At 53.2% G+C, this 19,202-nt stretch carries 13 protein-coding genes and 1 pseudogene; 3 read left to right on the plus strand and 11 right to left on the minus strand.

Translation table 11 applies throughout. From position 1 onward, the window contains the following. Positions 1-6: 6 nt before the first annotated feature. The 7 genes from wcaD to ACLHV9_RS15705 all read right to left on the minus strand — a co-directional run bounded on the left by wcaD (position 7) and on the right by ACLHV9_RS15705 (position 7,600). The gene (wcaD, locus tag ACLHV9_RS15675; protein WP_028016371.1) at positions 7-1,227 is read right to left on the minus strand and encodes a colanic acid polymerase WcaD; all 1,221 of its coding nucleotides are present in this window, start codon (positions 1,225-1,227) and stop codon (positions 7-9) included. Then, on the minus strand, positions 1,202-2,419 hold the full coding sequence (wcaC, locus tag ACLHV9_RS15680) for a colanic acid biosynthesis glycosyltransferase WcaC (protein ID WP_028016370.1): 1,218 nt from the start codon (positions 2,417-2,419) through the stop codon (positions 1,202-1,204). The genes wcaD and wcaC overlap by 26 nt, the downstream gene beginning before the upstream one ends. Further along, positions 2,416-2,907, minus strand: a complete 492-nt coding sequence (wcaB, locus tag ACLHV9_RS15685; RefSeq protein ID WP_407220816.1) for a colanic acid biosynthesis acetyltransferase WcaB — start codon at positions 2,905-2,907, stop codon at positions 2,416-2,418. The genes wcaC and wcaB overlap by 4 nt, the downstream gene beginning before the upstream one ends. Beyond that, entirely contained in the window at positions 2,907-3,749 is an 843-nt protein-coding gene (gene wcaA / locus ACLHV9_RS15690; protein WP_108090768.1) for a colanic acid biosynthesis glycosyltransferase WcaA, read from the minus strand. Before wcaA ends, wcaB begins: the two co-directional genes overlap by 1 nt. Before the next feature lie 96 nt (positions 3,750-3,845). Further along, positions 3,846-6,008 (minus strand): tyrosine-protein kinase Wzc, encoded by a 2,163-nt coding sequence (wzc, locus tag ACLHV9_RS15695; RefSeq protein ID WP_028016368.1) that lies wholly within the window; start codon positions 6,006-6,008, stop codon positions 3,846-3,848. A gap of 2 nt (positions 6,009-6,010) precedes the next feature. Continuing rightward, positions 6,011-6,454: a low molecular weight protein-tyrosine-phosphatase Wzb gene (wzb, locus tag ACLHV9_RS15700; protein WP_028016367.1), complete on the minus strand. Its 444-nt coding sequence runs from the start codon at positions 6,452-6,454 to the stop codon at positions 6,011-6,013. A 6-nt stretch (positions 6,455-6,460) separates the two neighbouring features. After that, a complete protein-coding gene (locus ACLHV9_RS15705) occupies positions 6,461-7,600 on the minus strand; it encodes a polysaccharide export protein (RefSeq protein WP_028016366.1) in 1,140 nt (379 codons plus the stop codon). Positions 7,601-8,292: 692 nt separating this feature from the next. Between ACLHV9_RS15705 and ACLHV9_RS15710 the strand changes: the two are divergent. Then, positions 8,293-9,877 (plus strand): annotated as a pseudogene (locus ACLHV9_RS15710) (TerC family protein). 43 nt (positions 9,878-9,920) lie between these two features. Here the strand turns inward: ACLHV9_RS15710 and asmA are convergent. The 3 genes from asmA to udk form a co-directional block, all read right to left on the minus strand. Next, positions 9,921-11,771 carry an outer membrane assembly protein AsmA gene (asmA, locus tag ACLHV9_RS15715; protein ID WP_108090769.1) on the minus strand — a complete coding sequence of 617 codons (1,851 nt, stop codon included), beginning with the start codon at positions 11,769-11,771 and terminating at the stop codon, positions 9,921-9,923. Between the two features lie 22 nt (positions 11,772-11,793). Continuing rightward, positions 11,794-12,375 carry a dCTP deaminase gene (dcd, locus tag ACLHV9_RS15720; RefSeq protein WP_028016363.1) on the minus strand — a complete coding sequence of 194 codons (582 nt, stop codon included), beginning with the start codon at positions 12,373-12,375 and terminating at the stop codon, positions 11,794-11,796. A 91-nt stretch (positions 12,376-12,466) separates the two neighbouring features. Further along, on the minus strand, positions 12,467-13,108 hold the full coding sequence (udk, locus tag ACLHV9_RS15725; protein WP_008500855.1) for a uridine kinase: 642 nt from the start codon (positions 13,106-13,108) through the stop codon (positions 12,467-12,469). Between the two features lie 343 nt (positions 13,109-13,451). Here udk and ACLHV9_RS15730 point away from each other — a divergent pair, with 343 nt between their 5' ends. After that, positions 13,452-16,781, plus strand: a complete 3,330-nt coding sequence (locus ACLHV9_RS15730; RefSeq protein ID WP_028016362.1) for a diguanylate cyclase — start codon at positions 13,452-13,454, stop codon at positions 16,779-16,781. Here the strand turns inward: ACLHV9_RS15730 and alkA are convergent. Then, positions 16,746-17,618, minus strand: a complete 873-nt coding sequence (alkA, locus tag ACLHV9_RS15735; protein ID WP_108090770.1) for a DNA-3-methyladenine glycosylase 2 — start codon at positions 17,616-17,618, stop codon at positions 16,746-16,748. The genes ACLHV9_RS15730 and alkA overlap by 36 nt on opposite strands. Before the next feature lie 130 nt (positions 17,619-17,748). Here alkA and yegD point away from each other — a divergent pair, with 130 nt between their 5' ends. Continuing rightward, positions 17,749-19,101 carry a molecular chaperone gene (gene yegD / locus ACLHV9_RS15740; RefSeq protein ID WP_108090771.1) on the plus strand — a complete coding sequence of 451 codons (1,353 nt, stop codon included), beginning with the start codon at positions 17,749-17,751 and terminating at the stop codon, positions 19,099-19,101. Positions 19,102-19,202: the final 101 nt, after the last annotated feature.

Raw genomic sequence — 19,202 nt, forward strand, 5'->3', positions numbered from 1 at the left:
ACCTCGTCATGAATTCGTAATATTAAGCGCTTTACGCAGAATAAACGGACAAACAATTAAGAAAGCATATTCCGGGCTAAATATTGAACCGGTAAAAAACAGCGACACTGGTGTAAACAGATAAAGCTGCACGCGAAAGTTCTGGTTATCACCAAACGCGTTAATCATCATTTTGAAAACTTTAAACAGATACCAAATTGTCAACAGTACGGCAAACCACGAAAAATAAATAATTAACAGATACAGACCATTGTCTATGGTTTTACCGACATCCGCACCGTTAAAGATTCCGAATGATGCAACATATTCGTAAAGTGAGCCAAATCTTACTACACCATCAATATGGGTTAAGGAATAACCCACCATCACCAGCGGACCAATGATGCGATAATAAGATGAAGACCCTTCCGTTCCCAAATCACCCAGACGTTCTGAGATGTACGGGAAAGCAAATATCACGCCGACCATGAATACCGTCAGGGAGATAATTGCCAGCGGCAGTTTTTTCTTAATTGCCTCTTTGTTCAGGTACTGGAACGCCCACTCCAGCAGGTAAAACAGGATAAATGTCATTACCCCCGAGAACGATCCTGACAGAACAATTCCTGCAAGAATCATAGCATCGGTCTTAGGCGTTTTGATACCAAACTGTTTGATGCTGAGCCAAATTGAGATTAACGCCAGAGCGAAAAACGCCGGTTCAAAATAGAGGGCCGTAGTACGCTTTCCGCCAAACTTGATGAAGTTCAATACATAGCTGTTACTGTAAATGAGATATTTCGAAATTATCTCCATCAGGCTACTACCACCTGTGAGAATAATTTGTGCCATTTCCAGTGCGGCAAGCATAACAATTAACGCAACGGCAATATAAAAGAACCTAAGGATTTTCCGATAATTGTGTGGAGAAATGGTTTTAAACCGAATACTCCAGACCATTCCGATAATAATGACAATATAAACAAACAGCATGGTCGAGGTGACGTATTTACTGGCATCCAGTGACTGACCAAAGATGTAGTTAAATAGCGTCAGGCCCGTCCCCATCCCCAGGGCAATCATCAGCTTCTTAAGGTTGATTTTATCGACATACAGCAGAAGCAGGACAGGCAAGAAAGTGACGATAGTTATCGGGAAGCTTTCGCCAAGCTGGGCAATCTTAACGTTAACCAGCAGGTAGATCAGCGGCAGCAGGAGATAACTACAGATTCTGATAGAACGAGACATACTCCTCCAGCATCTGTTGTCCACTGTAGGCCTTGCGGCTGCGCTTGCGGAACGATTCCAGGTCAGTACCAAATACGGCCTGCGCGATATCGGCTTTCGGCAGTTGCACCAGCGGCAGCACCTCGTTTTCAGCGAACGTTTTACCGCCCGATTTTTCCAGCACTTCGCGCGCAGCGTCGCTGTGGGTGGCAATCACCGGCACGCCGATAGAGAGTGCTTCGCAAAGGATCAGGGGGTAGTTATCCACGCGGGAGCTGAACACCAAGGCATCCATTTCGTTCAGTGCACTCATCAGTTTGCGTTTGTCGGTTTCAAACCCGTGATTGACCACGTTTGTCCCTTCGAACGGGGAAAACTTGCCGAAGGTATGCAGCTCGATGTTGTCGCCCAGCGCCATCATGTCGCGCACCAGCTGCTGATTGGTTTTACCGTCGTAACGCAGGTCATGCGCAACGATAGCGATTTTCGGTTTGCCCGTGGTTTCGGCCACCGGAGTCAGCTCGGCAAGAATGGCTTCCGTCGCCACGTCGATGCCGTTGTTGATAATCTTGCAGCGCCCTGCCCCGTAAAGGCTGTTGAACGCATCCGCCACATGCTGGCTTGGGGAGATAAACGTGCACCCCAGCCAAAGCATGTCGCGGAACAGCTGGCGCTTACCCTCCACCAGTTGATGAGCACGATCCACTTTCACCGGTGGGTAGTTACTTAATGTCGGGCATTTCCGGCAGTTATTTTTCCAGCCTTCGCAACCGTCGGTAAACGCACAGCGGCCGGTCACGCTCCAGTGATCGTGCAGCGTCCAGACAAAGCGGGTGTCCGGTTTATGTGCCTGCACGTTCTCACAAAACGCCACCACCTCTTCCAGGTTGAGCCAGTAGCTGTGCAACACATGAAAATGCAGCACCACCGGACCGGTGGTTCGCGTCACGGTGCGGTAGAGGTTATTCAGGTTGCCAAACAGATCGCGGTTAAACAGGCGGAACAGCGCAATGTTGGCGATCGACGTCAATCGTGGGGTCTGTTTCAACACCTGCGGATAGCGATCGTGGCTAACGCTTTTCTTACCCCCTTTGCCATAGCCATAGACAAAACGGGACTGTAACCCTTTTTGCAGCGCACGCTGATGCAGATCCAGCGCCACGCCGGCCGCCCCGCCTTCTGCGAGGCGTACGTTAAATTGCAGAATATTCATTTAATCACCTTCACGCGGGCTTTTTCTCCCACCACCAGCGCGTTATCCGGAATGCTGTCCAGCACCACGCTGCCAGCGCCAATGGTGACGTTATTACCAATCGTAATATCGCCAATGATCACCACGTTCACGCCCAGCTCAACGTTATTGCCGATAACCGGGCACGCCAGACTGTCTGGCCCACGGTTACCGATGGTGACCGCATGACGAATAGTGAAATCATCCCCGGCGACCACGAACTTGTTGATCACCACCGCATAGCCGTGGTGGATGGTAAAGCGGCGGCCAATGGTGGCTGCGGCCTGAATCTCATAACCAAAAAAGCATTCAGTGATGATGCGGTACAGCACCAGCACCGGTGCCGCCCAGATATTGTTCAGCACATTTTTCTTGCGCCACACCGAGCAAAAGTGCGCGATGCGGTAGGCCAGGACCATGCAGCACGGGCGCAGGCTCCAGCTGTTTGCGCGGCAATCTTCCAGAAACATTATTTCCCCCGAAGCCCGTCAGCCAGACGCTTGCCGTTACGCACGGACAGCAATGTCAGCAGCGTGCGCCAGTTCATGCGCTTGTTGCGGATCTGATAGAGGGTAAAGAGCTGATACTTCCGGCTGGCACGGTCAAACTTGTCCTTGTGCTTGCGGTAAAAATGGAAGTAGCCCGAGAATTTCTTCGGCGAGGAGGTGATTTGCATCTCCCCGTGGTTGATATGCAGGATCTGCGTGGCCTCTTCCACTTTCCACGGCTCACCGTATTCCACCACCATCCGAAGGAAGATGTCGTAATCCTGCGCGGCCTTGAGTTCGGTATCAAACAGGCACTCTTTAAAGCGCCACGCCCAGGTAAAGACCTGGTTACCAATAATGTTGCGCTTGTAGAACAGGCGGCGGGAGTACGGTGATTTCGGGTACAACGGCAGGCTGGCAGGCTGCGAGTAGACTTCGCCCTGACAGACATAATCGTTGGCATACAGGAAAGCATGCGTGACCAGCTGTTCCTTATGCGACAGGAAAGTCGACAGACGGTTCGGCGTCCATTCGTCATCGTCATCAATTCCGGTCAGGTATTGCCCTTTGGCCTGCATGATCCCCTGGTTACGCACCGCACATGCGCCGGAGTTAATGGCGTTATGCGTATAGATCACCCGCGGGTCGTTGAGGTCGGCCACAAATTTCTGCAATTGCTCGAAAGAGGAGGAACAGTCATCAACGATGATCAGCTCCCAGTTATCGTAATCCTGTCGCAGTACAGATTTGATTGCACGGATCGCCAGCTGCTGACGATTCCATGTCGGCATATAGATTGAAACTAAAGGGCGTTGTGTGGTCATGGTCTTCCCCTTATCCCTCACCCCGCCGCTCTCCCGGAGGGAGAGGGAGAAAAGCGGCTCTCCCCTCAGAGGAGAGGGTCAGGGTGAGGGGGATTTTTATTTGCTGTCAGATTTGTATTCGTACTCGTAGTAACCGTAATCCTGATACCCACTCGCGCGACGGAAGATGGAGTTCAGGATCACCCCTTTGACCTCAATCCCGTTCTGCTCGAAGCGGCTCAGGCTGGTTTCCACTTCTTTAATGGTGTTCACCGCATAGCGCGCGACCATCAACGTAGTACCAGCAAGACGGCCAACCACGGCGGCATCGGTCACAGCCAGAATTGGCGGAGTATCGATTAGCACCAGGTCGTAATGCTTACTTGCCCACTCCACCAGCTCGGCAAAACGCTCGCTCATCAGCAGTTCAGATGGGTTCGGCGGAATCTGTCCACGTGGGATCAGGTCGAATTTCGGGATCGTTGTCGGTTTCGCACTCTGGCCGATCTCACCTTTACCCAGCAGGATTTCCGACAGACCGTTAACGTTGTTGGTGCCCAGCAGTTCGTGGGTATAGCCTTTGCGCATATCGCAGTCGATCAGCAGCACACGCTTGTTGGTCTGGCTGACCACCGCCGCCAGGTTGGCGCAGACGAAGGTCTTACCGATTGAAGGGCTGACGCCGGTTAACATCAGGACGTTGTTTTTGGCCTGCATCATGGCAAAGTGCAGGCTGGTACGCAGGCTGCGGATCGCTTCGATGGCGAGGTCAGTCGGGTTACCCACCGCCAGCAGCTGGCTCTGTTTGTAACGCTTAACGCCTTTGATGGTTTTGACGCTGTCACGGGATTTTTGCCATTCAGACAGCGGGATGCTGGCGTAGACGTTGATACCGTTCTCTTCCAGCACCTGCGGGCTTTCGATACCGCGGTTAAACAGCGAGCGCAGCAGCACGCCAACGATGGAGAGCATCAGGCCAAGAATAATGCTCCCGAGAATGATCAGCGCTTTCTTCGGCTTCAGCACACCGGGTTGAGTAATGGCCGGGTCAACAATACGGACGTCCCCGACGGTACTGGCTTCGGTGATTTTCAGCTCCTGCTGTTTGTTCAGCAGCTGCATGTAAACCTGCTGGCCCGATTCCACGTCGCGGGTCAGACGCACGATCTCCTGCTGCGTTTTCGGCATCGCAGTCACGCGACCGTTGAGCTTTGCCTTTTCCTCTTCCAGCGTGCGGCGTTTCTCAAGCAGCGTGCGGTAGGCCGGGTGACGTTTGGTATAGAGCTTGGAAATCTCCGCCTCTTTGAAGGTCAACTCGTTGAGCTGAGCATCAATGTTGACCATTGAATCAAGAACTGACTTTGCTTCCAGCGGCAGGTCGACAGAGTCTTTATCCTGACGATAGGCGTTCAGCTTGTTCTCGGCCTCATCCAGATGGGCGCGCACTTCCGGGAGCTGTTTCGCGAGGAAGGCCAGGCTTTTCGCCGCTTCCGCCGACTTACGCTCAACGTTCTGCTCAAGATAGTTGCGGGTGATACTGTTCAGAATATTGCGAATCTGATCTTTATCTTCACCGGTAAAGGTCATGCTCAGCACGCCGGTGTCCTTACCGTTTTCAGTGACGGTCAGGTTGTTTTGCAGATTGTTGATCATCCCCAGCGTGGAGAATTTGGTGACGGTGAATTCCCCCCCTTCGTGGGCGTTAATCGCGCTGACCATCATGCTGACGCCCTCTTTGGTCAGCATCTGTCCCACTTCGCCGCGCGCGCTAAAGCCCGCGTCGCTGGTCAACTGATACTGTTTCGGGCCGAGCACCGTCAGGGTAAAGGTCTGATCGGCTGCCCCTTTCGGCAGCACGAAGTCTGTGACCTTCACCGTGTCGTTGTTTCTGCCCATCAGCCGATCCCAGCCCGCACCAAATATCGGGAAGGTATTTTTGGTGACGGAGATATCGAGCCCGAGGTCGTGAACCGTTTTACCCAGCACCAGACGTGACTGGATCAGCTGAATTTCAGCGTCGGACGCCGGCGGTTTGTTCGCCAGCGCAGAGCCGATATCCTGCACCAGCGAGTTGCCGGTATTCTGCTCGATCTGCACCAGCGCATCAGCGCTGTAGATAGGCGTTGCGAACAGCGTATAGACGACAGCGGCCGCGGCAAACACGGCGGTGATCCCAAGCACCCACCACTTTGCCTCTACAACCGTGCCGACCAGGCGCCCAATATCAATTTCATCACTGCCCGAAGTCGGGGCGGCAGAAAGTCTTGTTTTTTCTGTCATTGTTATCCCTGCTGAGCTTTCAGTGCCTGCGCCCATTGTTGGGCAGACTGGTCAAGTAAGGTGTAAACCGCCTCGAAGGCCTCATGGCTTTTGCGATACGGGTCAGGGATTTCGCGTTCATTGTCCCAGTGACCAAACAGCATCACCTTGCCGCGCATCTCCGGAGCGATATCGCACAGCGCATGAATATGGCGTTTTTCCATCGTCAGGATCAGGTCATACTCCCGGCACATCCGGCCGGTGACCTGGCGGGCAATGTGGCCATCAAGAGAAAGGTTATGATCCCGGGCCACGCTCGCTGCGTGCTCATCAGCGCCTTTGCCGACCAGCGCCCCCAGCCCTGCGGACTCAACGACCAATGCAGGCTGGTACTGTTTCAGCAACCTTTCAGCCGTGGGGGAACGGCAAATGTTCCCCACGCATACCACCAGAATTTTGTTAAACATCATGGATTACCAGGTATGAATGTCGCGCGCCGTATCCGTCATGTAGCGAACGCCACTGATGGTTGGCAGCAACTGGTTGATCAGGCGGTTCCAGCGGGCAACCGGCGCGGTGGTGACGTACACCACATCGTATGGCTGGAGACGGAACTCCGTGGCCATTACCAGAGAGGTCGCATCGGACATATCCAACTGATAAATGTTGGCAATCTTGCCTTTCGCGCTGCCCTCACCTTTCAGCGGACGGATCACAAAGATGCCGCTGGCGTTAGACGAGGTCAGATCGATACCTTCCGCATTGCCCAGCGCTTCGGTCAGGGTCATACCGCTGAAGTCCATTTTGAGGGTGCTCTGTTTCTTCACCTCCCCCATCACGAAGACTTTCAGATCGTCATTGCGTGGCACGTAAAGAATGTCGCCCGGATAGAGCAGTCGGTTCTGGGTCAGATCGCCGTTTTGCATCAGCGCCTGCAGAGAAATACGCTGCTCTTTACCGTTGTGGGTCAGCACCACGTTGCGCCAGTCGGCACCATCGGTTAAGCCACCCGCAGAGTTAATGGCGTCCAGCACAGTCAGTGGGACGTTGGTGATGGCCTGCTGACCTGATTTGTTCACCTGGCCGGAGATATAGGCCTTTTGCGAGCGGAATGCGGCGATATTAACGTCCACCTGCGGGTCAGCGATGTACTGCGCTAAGCGGCCGGTAATATCACTACGGATCTCGGCAAGCGTTTTTCCGGCAACATGCACTTTGCCGATATAGGGATAGAACATGGTGCCGTCAGATTGCACCCAGTTCCCGGTGTCGCTTGAGCTACGGTACTGACCCGCAGGGGTGGTCAGTTCAGGATGATCCCAGACGGTCACGTTGATAACGTCACCCGGCCCCACGCGGTACTGGTAAGCGGCGATCTCCTGGTCCAGAGACATATTCGGCTGGGCAACATTTGGACGTGGACGCAATTGTTCCACCAGACGCGGCGTGAGCGGATAAACATTCACCATTTTGTCGAGATCAAAATCGGCATCTTGTTGTTTAATCACGTCCTTGCCCATCGTGGACATATTGCTGCCGGGAAAGACCGTACAACCGCTCATCAAGAGTGCAGATACCAATAATGGCATCAATTTCATTTTGGATTTCATCATTGATTATTTATCACTTTGGCAGAGTAATTATCCCGTTCAATTTAAATAAGCTCGAGTTGTATTAGCTTTCAGCATGCAGTTAATCAAATAGAAATATAACTGGCATCAGTCCTAAAAAAAGCTTATTCATCCATTGGCTCTTGACAGAATAACCGGGGCTGATTCACACGCTTTCAGACACGCTACCGCCCTTGGCTTTCAGTTACCAATCCACTGACTAAACAATGTGTTATGGATAGACACCCTCTTGAGGATGGTCTTCTGGAAATATATCAACCGCCTGAAACATCCAACGGACAATGAATAACCCTGTCTGAAGACCAAAACAATAATTGCAACACCGTGATTTAACATTTGGTGCCGGGAGAATTGTTGCAGCTTACCTAATAGCAGGCAAGGAGACATCTCTCTCAATATCTGTTTTTAAGATTAATATTAAGAGCAAAGTTTTCACCTTTTAGGATTTTCTTTATATTGACAATATAAAAATAAAAACCATTAGCTGCGATATATCCTAAAATTTCTTTCTGTAATTAAATCTACGCATTTACCTTATTTACAGTTTCAATCAATGACACTCTGTTTAGTACATCGTATTAAGAGAAATCGCAGCCCGGCATTGCAATTTCTTTCAGCTTTATCCATGATCGAAGTGTGACATTGGTCATATAACAGAAGGTATTGCTATTACTATGGAATGGATTGCCGATCCATCAATCTGGGCCGGGCTGGTTACGCTGGTCGTCATCGAATTAGTTCTCGGTATTGATAATCTGGTCTTTATCGCCATCCTCGCTGAAAAGCTCCCCCCCTTCCCAGCGCGACCGCGCGCGCGTAACGGGCTTACTGCTGGCGATGGCGATGCGACTGCTGCTGCTGGCGTCAATTTCCTGGCTTGTCACGCTAACTAAACCACTGATTACTCTCTACAATCTCAGCTTTAGCGCCCGCGACCTGATCATGCTCTTCGGCGGGTTATTCCTGTTGTTCAAAGCCACAGTAGAACTGAACGAACGGCTCGAAGGGAAAGACAGCGAAAATCCCACACAGCGACGGGGAGCTAAATTCTGGCCGGTCGTGGCACAGATTGTGGTACTGGATGCGGTCTTCTCTCTGGACTCGGTGATCACTGCCGTCGGAATGGTGGACCACCTTGCCGTCATGATGGCTGCGGTAATTATCGCCATCACGCTGATGGTCATGGCGAGCAAAGCGTTAACGCGGTTTGTGAACAGCCACCCGACCATCGTTATCCTCTGCCTGAGCTTCCTGCTGATGATTGGCTTTAGCCTGGTCGCCGACGGTTTTGGCTTCCATATTCCAAAAGGCTACCTGTACGCCGCGATCGGCTTCTCGGTGATGATTGAATCCCTGAACCAGCTCGCCATATTCAACCGTCGTCGCTTTTTGTCGGCAAACCAGAGCCTGCGCCAGCGGACCGCTGATACCGTGATGCGCCTGCTCAGCGGGCAAAAAGAGGACGCGGAATTAGATGCCGAATCTTCTGCGATGCTGGCCGATCATAACGACGGGCAGATCTTCAATCCGCAGGAGCGGCTCATGATTGAGCGGGTACTCAATCTGAATCAGCGTTCGGTCAGCAGCATCATGACTTCACGTCATGACATTGAGCATATCGACCTGACAGCACCGGAAGAACACATTCGCGCTTTGCTGGATAAAAATCAGCATACCCGCATAGTTGTGACTGGCGGTGAGGAAGAGGAAGAGTTACTGGGTGTGGTGCATGTCATCGACCTGCTGCAACAGCAGTTACACGGTGAAGAGTTAAACCTGCGCGCCCTGGTGCGTCAGCCACTGGTTTTCCCGGAGGGGCTGCACCTGCTCTCTGCTCTTGAGCAATTCCGTAACGCGCGCACGCACTTCGCTTTTGTAGTAGATGAGTTTGGTTCGGTTGAAGGACTGGTCACGCTCAGCGACGTGATGGAAACCATCGCCGGTAATTTACCCAACGAGGTGGATGAGATTGATGCCCGCCATGACATCCAGAAAAATGCTGACGGTTCCTGGACGGCCAACGGCCATATGCCGCTTGAGGACCTGGTGCAATATGTACCGCTACCGCTGGATGAAAAACGTGAATATCACACCATCGCCGGTCTGCTGATGGAGTATTTGCAGCGTATCCCGCAGCCGGGGGAAGAGGTTCAGGTGGGCGACTATCTGCTTAAAACGCTACAGATTGAAAACCATCGCGTGCAAAAGGTTCAGATCATCCCCCTGCGAGATGAAGAAGAGCTGGATTTTGAGGTGTAAAAAAAGCCGGGAGGCGGCAGCGCCTTACCCGGCGCAACAGACATCAAAGCTTATCCAACAGCTTTTTCACATCTTTGCCTGTCTGTGAATCTTTATTACGATCCGCCCAGCTGTTAAGCCGACGTTTGGCTTCATCCTGCAGATGCTTACGCAGAATCTGATCCACCTGAAGGCTGTAATTCAGCGCCTGCCATTTACCATATACGCTAAGCGGAATCGGCGTCTCTTTCAGGAAGTCAATCAGCTTACTTTCACCCTGCCAGCCGGAAAGTACCCTGACATTAAAACGGGTGTCCGCCGTCTCTTTCACCAGATCCAGTGAACCGTCTCCCGTCAGTGACAGCATGGAAGAGGTTCCTTCCATGCTGTCCAGAGTAAGCTGTCCGTTATCCAGCGTCAGGTCGGTGGTGAAGCTGTCGAGGCGCGTGGCGCTATCGTAGTTTTCCTGGGCTTTCACATCACTGCTGCGTTCAACCGCCTGCTGCACCAGCTGTTGGAAGTTAAGGCCTTCCATGCGGGAGTTTTTCAGATCAACATGCGCCTGCCCCTGCCACTCGCGACGGAAAGCATCGGCATCAATTTTTGTACCGGAGAAGTCACCCGCCAGCGTCAACTGCCCGGTCAGAGATATCGGGTAGTTGAAGGCTTTCAGGATGGTACCAATCTCAATGTTATCGAGACGCGGCTGGAATTCGACGCTGGCAACATCTTTACGGACATCCAGCGTGCCCGGCAGTGAGAGGTGTCCGGTCCCCAGTTTGCCGCTCAGTTCAGAGATCACCAGCAAACCGTTATGGTTGAACATCTGGCTGCTTACATCGGTAAAATCAATGCCGCGCCAGCGCAGGCTATTGGCTTTCAGCAGAATATCTGCCGTGAATCCGCGCAGGGCATTATAGTCAGGCTGTTCAAGATTCGACGAGATAACCGGGCGTGAGACCGGTGTCTGGCTTTGCCCCGTTTGCGTGGCATCGCTGTCCGTTGCGCTTGCAGGCAGAGGGGGCAGCAGGTTTTCCAGGTTAAGCCTGTCAAACTGCAGATTCAAAACCCACTTAGGTTTTTCCTCGAGAGAGACGCTCGCCTGCCCTTTCAGGCTACTGTCATTCGCCTGCAGGTTGAGGTTGTCCAGTTCCAGCTGTTTTTGTTCTTCGCGCCAGACGGCCTGCAACGTTCCCTGACCGGTTATCCCCTGAGAGGGCAGATCGGCTCCCGTCAGTTGCCAGTTCAGTTGCTGAATGTCGGCTGTAAGCTGATGCGGATAATCCGATGCATTCACGTTGGCATTCAGCGACAGGGTCAGATCGCGCTGATCGCGGTTCACCCGTCCGCTAAATTCCACCGTTGCCAGATGATGCGCATCCTGTTCCATCTGCAGGTTGATATTTCTTACGGTAACCTGCTCCTCATCCTCATGCTGGAAAACTAACACGCTATCAGCAACTTTCAGTTTACCAATATCAAAGGACCAGCCCGTATCAGACGGTTCATCGGGCAGGGTGTTTTCTCGCGGCGCAACCGGCGCATTCGCGTCACGAACGGCTTCGGTTTGCGGAGTGAGCTGAATCACCGCGCCTTTCAGCATCACCTGATTAACCTGCAGCTGGTGAGAGAACAGCGGGATTAGTGCCACATCGAGACGCATGTTATCCGCTGAGACCAGTGGCAAAGCAGCCCCCGGCGCCGTTAATGACATGCGACCAGAGAGAATGCTGAGCTGTGGCCAGACGTGCCAGCGCAGCGACCCGTCAAGCTTCAGTTGATAGCCACTGCGTGCCTCGACCTGCCGCACCATATAAGTGCGGAAATCGTTCGGGTTAACCAGCAAAACCAACGCCGAAAGGCCAGCAACCAGCACCACCAGCAAAATCATCAGCGTTGTCAGAACTCTTCTCATGGCATCCTCGATGGACTAACGATCAGTCTTTATCAATACGGCTGGCAACCGCGCCCTGCTGGTCGCGATATTTTGCGTCCTGACGGCGGTTATAAGGACGATCGGCAGGACCTGACAGAGGTTCAAAGCTTAACGCGCCGATCATCATTCCAGGGCGTAGAGCCAGAGGCAGTTTACCGGCATTGAAGAACTCCAGTACTATACGGCCAGACCAACCGGGATCAATACGGTGCGCGGTTACGTGAACCATCAACCCCAGACGCGCCAGTGATGAGCGACCATCCAGCCAGCCAACCAGGTCCGCTGGCAGCGTCACGGATTCATACGTCACCGCCAGCGCCAGTTCACCTGGGTGCAAATAAAAGGCTTCGCCTTCGTCAATGACGATTTCGTCACTCATCACGCGATCGAGCGCGGCGCTGACTTCATCCTTCGGCCCGCTGAGGTCGATGAACGGCGCGGTGTGGCCACTAAAGGTACGGAATTTATTCCCCAACCGCACATCAACGGTCACACCATTGATACGCTCCACCGGTGGACGTGGGGTAATAGACAAACGGCCTTCATCCAGCCAGGCTTCAATATCGCGATCACAAAGACGCATGGCACTTTCTCCTTTCATGCATCGTACCCTGAGGCGGTAAACACTCAGGGTAAAACCAGGTTATCTCTGAACGGTACACAATTCACGCGGCTTATTCAAAAAACTGGCTGATTTTCGCTTTTAAGATATCAATAGCTATGCGGTTTTTGCCCCCACGCGGCACGATGATATCGGCGTATTGCTTGGACGGTTCAATAAATTGCAGGAACATTGGGCGGACCGTTTTCTGGTATTGCGCCATGACGGAGTCCATTGAGCGACCGCGTTCATTAACATCACGTTTGATGCGGCGCATCAGGCAGATATCCAGCGGGGTATCAACGAAAATCGAGAAGTTCATGGATTCACGCAGACGGGCATCAGTGAGAAGCAGAATGCCTTCCAGGATGATGACCTTCTTCGGCTCGATGCGGATAGTTTCCTGAGTGCGGGTATGTTCTACATAACTGTAAACCGGCAGTTCAATCGCCTGGCCGCTCTTAAGCGCTTCCAGATGCTGGAACAGTAAACTGTGATCCATTGCATTTGGGTGGTCATAGTTGGTTTTTACGCGCTCTTCCATCGACAGATGGGATTGATCTTTGTAATAGCTGTCTTCGGGAATGACGCCGATGTGCTCATCACCTACTTGTTCACGCAGTTCGCGATAAAGCGTACTGGCAATTAGACTTTTACCTGAAGCCGATGCGCCGGCGATGCCTATAATGACGCACTGATGAGACTTATCAGTCATAAATTTAGCGACCTGATTAACCTGGATGTTAAGGAAGGACGACGCCGGAGCGTCAAACGCGGCAATTATAGGGATTTCGGGAGCGTGATACCAGTCGAAAGCACAGGTTCTGCGAGACAGCCTGAAAAGTGACGCATTCTTCCTTTAGTTAAATTTAAATGAACACTTTTTCAGCAATTAACATGGATTTTTTTAAGAGTAACTATTTAATAAGTCTATGATGTCAAATTATGAGCAGTCACCATATGAATTGTAAATTGTTTGTACTAGCATAAACCAAATTATCAAATTCACTCGTCCGGACTTCTTTCCTGGCGGCATGGCGTCTCTGGATAAAGCGGTAATGAATAAACAATACCAGCGGGTTTTGGTTACCACCCCACATCCTTTATTACGACTTGTCTGTCTGGGCCTGGTCACCTTTATCTTTACCTTATTTTCGCTTGAGCTAACTCGCTTCGGTACTCTGCTGGCGCCGCTCTGGTTTCCCACCGCCATCATGATGGTGGCGTTTTACCGCCATGCGGGAAAAATGTGGCCGGGGATTGCTCTGGCCTGTTCGTTTGGCAATATTCTGGCTTCATGGATGTTGTTTTCGTGGGGGGCGACAAGCTTCATCTACCCCTCAATCAACGTGATTGAAGCTGTGATTGGCGCGTTGCTACTGCGCAAATTGCTCCCGTGGTATAACCCGCTGCAAAATCTGAATGACTGGATCCGTCTGGCCATTGGCAGCGCGCTGGTGCCACCACTGATGGGCGGTGTTCTGGTCTATTTTCTGGTCCCTACTCCAGAACCACTGCGTAATTTCCTCGTCTGGGTCTTGTCTGAAGCCATCGGTGCGCTGGCGCTGGTGCCGTTAGGATTGCTTTTTAAACCGCATTATCTGCTGCGCCATCGTGATCCGAGATTACTGCTTGAAACGCTGACCACCATGGCGGTGACGTTAGTCCTCAGTTGGGCAGCTATCAGCTGGCTGCCGTGGCCCTTTACCTGCGTTATCGTTCTGCTTATGTGGAGTGCCGTACGCCTGCCGCGAATGGAAGCGTTCATGGTGTTTCTGGTCACCGTTATGGTGGTTTCCCTGATGATCGCCCGTAACCCTCTGGTGTTGACCACTCAGCATACTAACGCCATGTTGAATGCGCCGTGGCTACCGTTCCTGATGCTGCTTCTGCCTGCCAACGTAATGACCATGGTGATGTATGCTTTCCGCGCAGAACGCAAACACATTACCGAGAGCGAGGAGCGTTTTCGTAACGCGATGGAGTATTCCGCTATCGGGATGGCGCTGGTCAGCATTGAGGGCAAATGGCTTCAGGCCAACAAGGCACTGTGCAACTTTCTCGGTTACAGCCAGAGTGAGCTCCAGTCGCTCACCTTCCAGCAGTTAACCTGGCCGGAAGATTTGCATACCGACCTGAAACAACTGGAGCAACTGGTCAACGGAGAGATTAATACCTACACCCTGGAGAAGCGCTACTACACGCGCAATGGAGAGGTGGTCTGGGCGCTTCTTGCTGTCTCTGTCGTGCGCCATACCGACGGTTCACCCCTCTATTTTATTGCCCAGATCGAAGATATTAATGACCTGAAGCAGACCGAGTGGGTCAACAAACGCCTGATGGAACGTATTACGCTTGCCAACGAAGCGGGGGGGATCGGCATCTGGGAGTGGGACCTGGAGCCTGATATTATTAGCTGGGACAAACGGATGTTCGAGCTGTATGAAATACCGCTGCACATCAAGCCCACCTGGCAACTCTGGCATGAAACGATGCTGCCTGAGGATCGCGCGCATGCAGAAAAGGTGCTGCGGGACTCTCTGATTGCCCGTTTGCCGTTTAAGCTTGAATTCCGCATCCGCGTGAAGGACGGCGTGCGACATATCCGCTCTCTGGCGAACCGGGTGCTGAACAAGCAGGGCGAAGTCGAACGCCTGCTCGGTATCAACATGGACATGACCGAAGTTAAGCAACTCAACGAGGCCCTGTTCCAGGAAAAAGAGCGTCTGCACATAACCCTCGACTCCATCGGCGAAGCGGTGCTGTGCACCGATATCAACATGAATGTCACCTTCATGAACCCGGTTGCTGAAAAAATGAGCGGCTGGCTGCAGACCGAAGCTATCGGTCAGCCCATCCTGCGGGTGCTGCATATTACCTTTGGTGAAAAAGGGCCGCTGATGGAGAACATTCATAGCGGTGATATGTCCCGTTCCGATATCGATCAGGACGTGGTCCTGAACTGCCGCACCGGCGGTAATTTTGATATTCATTACAGCATTACGCCGCTCAGCACACTGGACGGACAAAACATTGGCTCGGTTATCGTGATTCAGGATGTGACAGAGTCGCGCAAAATGCTGCGCCAGTTGAGTTACAGCGCCTCCCACGATGCCCTGACCCACCTGGCAAACCGGGTTAGCTTTGAAAATCATCTCAAACGGCTCTTGCAGACCGTTCGCGAAACGCGCCAGCGTCATGCTCTGGTCTTTATCGATCTCGATCGCTTCAAAGCGGTCAACGATACGGCAGGCCATGCCGCAGGTGATGCCCTGCTCAGGGAGCTCTCTTCATTAATGTTGACCATGCTTCGATCGAGCGATGTGCTGGCGCGTCTGGGCGGGGACGAATTCGGGTTGCTGTTGCCGGACTGCAACATAGAGAGCGCACGTTATATCGCCAGCCGCCTGATCCATACCATCAATGGCTATCACTTTATGTGGGAGGGTCGCCTGCACAGAATTGGTGCCAGCGCAGGTATCACGTTGATTGATGAAAATAATCATCAGGCATCGGAGATCATGTCACAGGCTGATATCGCCTGTTATGCCTCGAAAAACAGTGGGCGCGGCATCGTCACGGTTTACGAACCTCAGCAGGAGCGGGACCACAGCGCACGCAGCATGATGTCACTGGATGAACAGTGGCACATGATTAAAGACAATCATCTGATGATGATAGCCCGCAGTGTCGCCTCGCCACGCATACCGGAAAGCTGTAACTTCTGGCTTATTTCGTTACGCCTGTGGACCAGCCAGGGCGAAGTACAGGAAGAACACGCCTTCCGATCTGGCCTGGCGGAGCCTGAGCTGTTGCACGCTCTCGACAGACGGATCTTTAGTGAGTTTTTCCGTACCTCTGCCGCACAGGTTGCCAGTAAAGGTATGGGCGTTGCACTGCCGCTTTCTGAAGCCGGTTTGGCCAGCGTGACGCTGGTCGATGAACTTCTCGACCTGCTGGATAAAAGCCCACTGCCGGGCCGTCTTCTGCATCTGATCATCCCTGCCGATGTGGTGTGCAACCCGGATGAAAACCTGCAACGGGGGCTGCAAAAGCTTCGTCAGGCGGGTTGTCGCGTGATCTTCAGTCAGGTGGGGCGTGACATGAACGTCTTTACCCACCTTAGCGCGAATATGGCCGACTATCTGATGCTGGACGCGGAAGTGGTAACCAATGTTTATGGCAATCTGATGGATGAGATGATGGTGACTATCATCCAGGGCCATGCCCAGCGCCTGGGGATGAAAACCATCGCGGGTCCCTGTAATCAGCCGATCATGATGGATACACTCTCTGGCATCGGGCTCGATTTTATTTATGGTGACACGATTGCCGAGCCACAGCCGCTGGATCTACTTCTCAATACCAGTTATTTCGCTATCAACTGACGGCGCCCAGCCGTCGGTATACCAGATGTGCAGCAGCGCGTAAGAGCGCCAGGGCTGCCAGCGCTGAGCATAGCGACGAATTTGCGCTGGCGTCATCCCGGCAAAGCGTTGCTTAATCAGATAATCATCCGGCAGAAAAACATCCTTCGCCTGCCAGCCGCGCAGAGCCAGATAGTTTGCCGTCCAGCGCCCTATTCCAGGCCGCTGCTGCAAGGCCTTCATGCCTGCCTCAACATCCTCAGGTGGCGTCAGCGGAAACGTGCCTTCAATGACCGATTGCGCCAGATGAATCAACGACTCAGCGCGTTTGACCGGCATCCCGAGCGCTTTCAGCGCCAGCGGGTCCGTTGCGGCCAGCGCTTGTGGTGTGGGGAAGCAGAGATACCCCGGACAATCCGCGATCGGTTCGCCGCACAGCGCCACCACGCGCGACGTCAGTTTCGCCGCCATCGCCACGCTCACCAGCTGCCCGAGAATCGCCCGCACGCCCTGCTCGTACGCGTCCATCGCCCCCGGCAAACGCAAGCCTGGCCGTGCAACGCCGAGATCGCCAAGCGTCTTGTGAATTTCATGCGGATCGCAGGCCAGATCGAACAGACGCCCAATACGTTCAAGACAGGTTTGCGCAACCGGGATTAACCCGAGGCTCAGCGTCACCTGTAGCGTGTGGGTCAGGTTATCCGGTGTAACGCGAAAGATCCCCTGGTGCCCCTCACAGGCGAAACTGCGCTCGTAATAGTGTTCAGTGACGGTCTCAACGCCCTCTACCGCACGCGCGCCAAGAAAGCCAAACATCCATTGCCAGTCATAAGGGGGTTGCCAGGTCAGGGTATACATTGTCGCTCCTTTTTTGTTCCCCTCAGCATAAACCGAAAGACCTTGTTTCGCCTTGCTTTCATATTCCTGTTGTCGCGATGCAGACATTTCGTTAAAGTCTCGCCCCTTCTCACTGGCATGGGGATTATTCGTGTTTATTGGATTTGACTACGGTACGGCAAACTGCTCGGTTGCAATTATGCAGGACGGACAGCCACAGCTCCTGAAAATGGAAAAAGAGAGTACGCTGCTGCCCTCAATGCTCTGCGCACCTACCCGCGAAGCGGTCAGCGAATGGCTGTTCCGCCATCATCAGGTTCCGGCCACCGCGGCGGAGACCCAGGCATTGCTGCGCCGCGCGGTCAGTTTTAACCGCGAGGAAGATATCGACGTTACGCCTTCCAGCGTGCAGTTCGGCCTCTCTTCGCTCGGGCACTACATCGAAGATCCCGAAGAGGTTTACTTCGTTAAATCACCAAAATCCTTCCTGGGTGCCAGCGGTCTGAAGCCACAGCAGGTGGCGATGTTTGAAGATCTGGTCTGCGCCATGATGCTGCACATTCGCAATCAGGCGCAAACCCAGGTGTCGGAAGCGATCACCCAGGCGGTGATTGGCCGTCCGATCAACTTCCAGGGTCTGGGGGGAGATGACGCTAACCAGCAGGCGCAGGGTATCCTTGAACGTGCGGCGCACCGTGCAGGCTTCCGTGACGTGGTGTTCCAGTATGAGCCCGTTGCGGCGGGACTGGATTTTGAAGCCACACTGACGGAAGAGAAACGCGTATTAGTCGTGGATATCGGCGGCGGTACGACGGACTGCTCGCTGCTGCTGATGGGGCAACAATGGCATAACCGTCGCGACCGCGAAAACAGCTTGCTGGGGCACAGTGGCTGCCGTATCGGCGGTAACGATCTCGATATTGCCCTGGCGTTCAAGAGCCTGATGCCACTGCTCGGCATGGGCGGACAAACTGAAAAAGGTATCGCTCTGCCAATCCTGCCATGGTGGAACGCTATCGCGATTAACGACGTCCCGGCGCAGAGTGATTTTTACAGCACTGCAAATGGCCGTTTCCTGAACGACCTGGTACGCGACGCGCAGGACGCCGAAAAAGTCGCCCTGCTGTATAAAGTGTGGCGTCAGCGTCTTAGCTATCGCGTGGTACGTACCGCAGAAGAGAGCAAAATCGCCCTTTCCGACCGCGCTGAGCATGCGGTCTCCTTGCCGTTTATCAGCGACGATCTGGCCACTGCGATTTCTCAGGACGGGCTGGAGGCCGCGCTCGCGCAGCCGCTGCAGCGTATTCTGGAGCAGGTGCAGCTGGCGCTGGAAAACGGCAAAGAGAAACCGGACGTTATCTATCTGACCGGGGGGAGCGCGCGTTCACCGCTGATCAAAAAAGCGCTGGCGGAACAGCTGCCGGGCATTCCGATTGCGGGTGGCGATGACTTTGGTTCCGTTACCGCCGGTCTGGCGCGCTGGGCGCAGGTGATGTTTAGCTAGTCTCATTGTGCCGGGTGGCGTATCCGCTCCACCCGGCTAAAAAGAGCACCATACTCAGACCATTCCTGACAGTCTTCCATATTTCCTCCATTTTTCCGCTG

The sequence above is a fragment of the Enterobacter sp. CPE_E890 genome, assembly GCF_046521475.1.
GTDB lineage: Bacteria > Pseudomonadota > Gammaproteobacteria > Enterobacterales > Enterobacteriaceae > Enterobacter > Enterobacter adelaidei.